A 5,972-nucleotide genomic window follows, 5' to 3' on the forward strand; every position below is an offset into this window, starting at 1 on the left:
CACTCCCCCCACTCCCCCACTCCCTACCTCTTACTTACTTTGGATCAAGAAACCGAGTAGCAAAGTTCTCTGATCTTGTAGGTGACAATACCCGTGCTTTGAGAATTGCCGCCATTAGAAAGGCATAAGATAAAACACCAACTACTACCAAAAACAAAGCATTAATAGAACCCGTCGCATTCCATAAAGCGTGGAGTGCAGAAGCGCTCAAATAACCCACCGTGAGGATTTGCTTGCCTTTCAGGGGTTTTAACACAGCCAAACCCACAAAATAGCCTAAATACCCACTGTAAGCCATGTGTCCGGACACAGAACCTAAAATGCGGGGAATAAGTAGCTGTAAACCGACTGATTGACCAGAATTTTGGGAAATTAAGGGTACATATTGACCAAGAGTTTCTAGTAAAGTAAACCCCACAGCGGAAGCTGTACCCAGGAGAATACCATCCAGCGGTTCCCAAACCCCAATCCGTTCTCGCCAGGGTGATCGGAGGGACTTGCCAACCCAATATGCTCCTAATACTGGTAGTATTTTCAGGAGTTCCTCCATTAACCCTGCACCAAAAAACATCCGTACTAATAATTCGGTGAAGGTAATTCCATCTGGAGATGTCGCATCCAACGTCCCAGGTAAGATATCTCGGAAGACTTTGATAAATAAATCTAAGAGAGGACTCAGTAAAATTAAGATTGTACTCAGTGCCGTAGCCACGAGTACCCACCAAGGCTTAGATTTACCACACAATTGATAAACAAAATAGTAAGCAGCAAAAGCGATGTAAGATCCCACAATTACTTGATTGGCTTGGGGATGACCTACCGTAGCAAACATTAATACCACGAAAACTACTGTTAAGATTCCTGGAATCAGGTAGGCTTTGCGAGTGAGATCCTTACCAGTAGAGATAATAGGAAATAATTGTGTGAAGCTTACAGAATCTTGCTTTGATGACAGATGTTGATAATTAACAGATGATAATACTGTCGCTTTACTGACATTGATCATTGTTTTTTGAGCAACAACTTCGTACTCAAAAATAAATTGTGGTCCATCAGCACCCAGGGAAATGCGATCGCCTAAATGTAATTCTTGACATCCTTTCAAGGGTTCTCCATTTAAAAAAGTGCCATTGGCACTATTTAAATCACAAATTACCCAGCTATAGCCGCTATAGGTCGTTAAAGAAACGGGACGAACTACCGCATGACGACGAGATACCATTCGGTATATTACAGCATCCAAGACAATTTGGCAGATGGGGTCACGTCCAATTACCATTTCTTTACCAGGAAGCAACAAGTAGCGAGATGCTGACTCGGAAACTTCGACCTTACTGGACACCAACCGCAGAAATGCATTCTGTCTTGCGTTTTTGCCTGTCATCGAGTTAGTGAGTGTGTCTAAACAAATTCTCCGGCTTATGCCATACCCTATCAGATTTTATAGTAGTAGACCTAATTTTAGCCATATTCAGGGCTGCACCACCCCTAAATATACCATAGCTTCACTAGCTGTTATCCTTATTCAAAATACAAAATTGCAGAAAATTCTCTATACCATTAGGCTAACGCCAGGCTGCGCTATCAGGAGGATTTAGAAGAAGTTATCAGTAATATCAATGTATAAACAAACCTCCCTGCAAACCTCTCCAGTATTAAATGTTATTCCTTTTCCCTCTCCTAAGCGGTTACGGTGTACACACAAGTTATCGAATCACCATGATTCCTCAAATTAAGTAGTGAGACAGAATTAATTACACAATGTCATAGCGTAAGCGTGGCGTTAGCCATATGGAACGAAGTGAAATGAAGCGATGCCAGTGTTGTGATTGCTTCCCTTCGCTCGCAATGACTGTAACCCACTTTCCGCACTTCATTTTGTAATACGCGAATATTTCCATAATTTAATTTTTTATCGTTCAATAAAACACATATTTTATCCATCATTTTAGGTATTAATATTGAACAATTTAACCCTTATTAGGAATAATTCTTGAAAAGGTGGATACTACATTGTGAAGTGCGGAATATGGGCTGTAAATATTTTTGTCCAATTACTTACCCCACCCTAAACCTCCCCGATGCTTTGGGGAGGGAACTAATTTTTCGCTTATTCCAATACCAACCGAACTTAGAATTAAGCAAACTGATAAATAATCTTAAATCCATTCATCCCCCGCTCCTAAGAGTGAGACGTGGGGCTTCTGTCGGGAAAGCTAAAATCTCAACGGTAGCGAGAAATTCATGCTCCAAGTAAGGCTTAGTTAAATAAGAATTTGCCCCCAATTCATAAGCTAACTGACGATGTTTATCTGCGCTACGAGAGGTGAGAACAATAACTGGTTTTTTAGCAAAATCTGGGTTTTGACGGATATGGCTTAATAATTCAAATCCGTTCATTCTTGGCATTTCTAAATCAGAGATAATTACTTCAATTTCTGGATGTAGATGTAGTTGTTCTAAAGCCTCCATACCATTTTGAGCTTGTAATACTTGATATCCTGATTTTTGTAAAGTGAGACAGAGAGTTTGCCGCAGACTAATAGCATCATCTACCACTAAAATTACTTTTGGTGATTGGCTATTTCCTGATACATTAGCAGTTAACTGTTTTTGGGTATGAGTGGCAACTATCTCTGGTAAAGCTTGTTGATTTGCTGCGGGTGCCATCGGGAGCGACATGACATCCAATGTAGCTTGCATTTCTTTAGTATCAATAAGCAGCGTCCCATCAATAATTAAGATCAAGTTACCATTAGCCAAACTACTGCAACCATAAACATATTTTGGTGGGGTAATGGAACTTCCTAACGGCCTAATTACTAATTCTTGTTCTCCAATAATTTGATCAACTTCTATGCCTACCATACCATGATGACGACGCAATAAAATGATGGGATTTTTCACCATTCCTGCTTCTGAATTATCTGGGAAATTTTGCAGATTATTTGTACTCAAAACTGCGCCATTATAGTACATTAACCCTGCTAGTTTTTGGATATTGACCATCAATTCATCTTCATCTGTCCGCCAATGTAAAAACTGTTTGCCTTCAAATTCTTTGATTTGTTGAGCAGAGGGAATAACTATTTTTTCAATACCATCTTGTAGTAAAGCGTAAATAACACCACCTGCTTGAACTAACATGAGTTTATCTGTAGTCATAGAGAAAGGAATTTTAAGAATAAATGTTGTTCCCTGCTGAGGTGATGATTGCACGGAAATTGAGCCGTTAAGTAATTGTATTTGGGTACGAACAATGTCTAAACCCATCCCGCGTCCAGAGATTTCACTAACTTTCCCGGCTGTAGAAAATCCCGGAGCAAACATCATCTCTATTAATTCAGATTCGCTGAGGCGATGAACATAATCTCCACTATTATCATGGGGAATTAGATTAAGTTCTATGGCTCTGCTACGAACTTTTTCTAAGTTTAATCCTTGTCCATCATCATGGATTTCAATAACAGTTTGACTACCTTGATTATAGGCAAAAATCTCAATGATACCCTGTGGTGATTTGCCTCTTTCTCGGCGAATTTCTGGAGATTCAATCCCATGATCAAAAGAGTTGCGTGCTAGTTGCAAAAGGGGATCATAGAGTTTTTCGGCGATCGCTTTATCAACTAGAACATCTGTACCAGTCAGTTTTAATTCTACCTGTTTTCCATAAACATTGGCTAGATTCTGCACCATTTGCGGAAAGCGACTGAGGATAGTTCCTAAAGGTAACATTCTCGCTTCTACCAAGTTATCTATAATATTTAAGGTTAAGGTTTGTTGTTTCTCCCCAATTTGAGCAGCTTGTTTCATCAGTAATTCTAGGGATTCGGAAGTTTCTTGTATTTGCAAGGTTTCTTCCATTGCTGAATGCAGTGTTAACTGAAACTCTGAATATACATCCATTTCTAAGGAATCAAAATTTACTGAACTCAGGGACTGGGTATGATGAGATGAGACATTATTTCCTTGTAATGGCAAATCTCGTAATTGATATAAAGTTAATTGGTGTTGGTGAAGTTGCTGACTTAATCTATCAATTAATTCTATAACTTGGTCATCATATAAAGTCCGTCTTTTTTGAGAAATTAGTAATTCACCTGTTATATAATTCAGGCGTTGTAGTCCTTCCACATCCACACGGACAAAGGAAGATTGTCGAGAGTTTCTATTAACTGCATCAGTAGTTTTTTCTTCTAATTGCTGATTAATTTTTGTATCATAGTTTGTGACTACTTCTTCACTAACTGCTGCTGATGTCACACTTTCTAAATAAATATCATTTTGAACGCCTTCTGTTGTTTCTATGATTGGCATTGCGAGTATATTATCTGGCTCTAAAATAGATTCTCCTCCCCATATTGATTCCAGAAGGCTATTATTTTCTTCGAGTAATGAGGAAGGAACTATTTCTTTGATTACTAGCAAATCTTGTAATTTAGGATGATCTAGCCAGTTTTTTTCGGCTTCTGTGACTTGTGGATAATTTTTATATTCTTTGCCTAATTCACGAATTTGCCGCCTTAATTTTTTGATAATGGGAATAGCACTATTATTTTGCTTAACAGTATATTGGAATTTAGCAATGGCTAAAAGAATAATTAAAATTACACCACGACGATGGAGACATAGAGATTTGCTATCCCCTACTTTTTCTATAAAGTAAAGAAATTGTTCTAGCCAATGTTCTAAATAATTGACGGGATATTTCTGACTAGATGAAGGAATTAATAAAGATAGATTTAATTCTGATTCTGGTATTTCTCTGTATTGATTAAACCAGCCAAAAATATAGCGAATAGTTTTTAAATAAACCTTGGCGTGAACTGGTTTTAAAGGTTGATTATTCCCATTGCTAAGAGTAATTAAAAAGTGATAAAATTCTGTTGTATTATTAAAAAATGTATCAGCAAAAGATTGGTGAATAGATGCCAGATATGACTCAGATTTTGGGATTGTTGCCAAAGAACTGGTTGTGATTGCAGGAAATAAATCATCATTTGTCGTATTTACCAGCGCTTGTAATTCTAAAGATACTGAACCTCCAGAAGTGCGATCGCCCCCTAAAACAGCTATTTGTGCTGCTTTTAAATCAGTGAAAGCGATTTTAGCAATTTCTCGCACCTTTTGGGGATTTGCATCTAAAACCGCCATAATTGTGCGTGCCAATTTTTCCAATCCTGGTAGATTCAAAGATTCTGCCAAGCCAATAAATACTTCACTTTGAGAGTGGAGTATTTCACAAAATTCAGTATTATCTGGTGGATTAGTAAGAGCCTGATTCAGAATATCTAGACGTTGTTTTACTCCTACTTCAAAAATAGATTTAACAATATCAAATCCTAACTCTTCCGATGTCGGCACATGAGTTTCTGCTCCGAAAGCATCACCTAACTTTTCTTGGATTTGAATAAATACTGTAGTAGCTCGGTTCAAAAGTTCATCAGCATTGATGTTACTGCTAGTAACTTCTGCCGTCACTGCTAATTGTAGACATTCATAACCTTCAATAAGTAAAGTTTGTAATTCACTATCAATAACAACATTAGGATTATATAAAGCCTTAAATATATCTTCTAAAGAATGGGCAATTGTCATGATGGTATCGAGTCCAACATTTGCTGCCCCACCCTTAATTGTATGGGTTGCCCGCATTAGATTATGTATTTTAGCTGTGCTAGAATTTTCAACTAAAGTATATAAATCCTGTTCAATAGTTTGCAATAATTCCGGTGCTTCGCCCAAAAAATAGGCATAGCCTTGTTCACGAATTGCTTGATCTGTAATCATAATTTTTGATTTTTGATTTTAAATCGAGGAGTTCAGCAGGTAGGGGCGCAGGGCCTGCGCCCATTCAGGCGTATGGCTACCCCCACTCTGCGCTATCAGAAGTTCACGAGTTCAGAAGTTAACGAGTTCAGGAGGAAGAAAGAAATTTCTCCCCCACTCCCCCAACTCCTGTCTCTTATACA

At 38.1% G+C, this 5,972-nt stretch carries 2 protein-coding genes; both read right to left on the minus strand.

The window, feature by feature from the left end:
* Positions 1–34 precede the first annotated feature (34 nt).
* Positions 35–1,384, minus strand: coding sequence for a PrsW family glutamic-type intramembrane protease (locus IQ228_RS19080; protein WP_027400785.1), 1,350 nt, complete (start codon positions 1,382–1,384; stop codon positions 35–37).
* 785 nt (positions 1,385–2,169) lie between these two features.
* Complete coding sequence (locus IQ228_RS19085) at positions 2,170–5,790, minus strand: hybrid sensor histidine kinase/response regulator (RefSeq protein ID WP_193963952.1); 3,621 nt, start codon at positions 5,788–5,790, stop codon at positions 2,170–2,172.
* Between the last annotated feature and the right edge of the window lie 182 nt (positions 5,791–5,972).

The organism is Dolichospermum sp. LEGE 00246 (assembly GCF_015207865.1).
Lineage (GTDB): Bacteria > Cyanobacteriota > Cyanobacteriia > Cyanobacteriales > Nostocaceae > Dolichospermum > Dolichospermum heterosporum.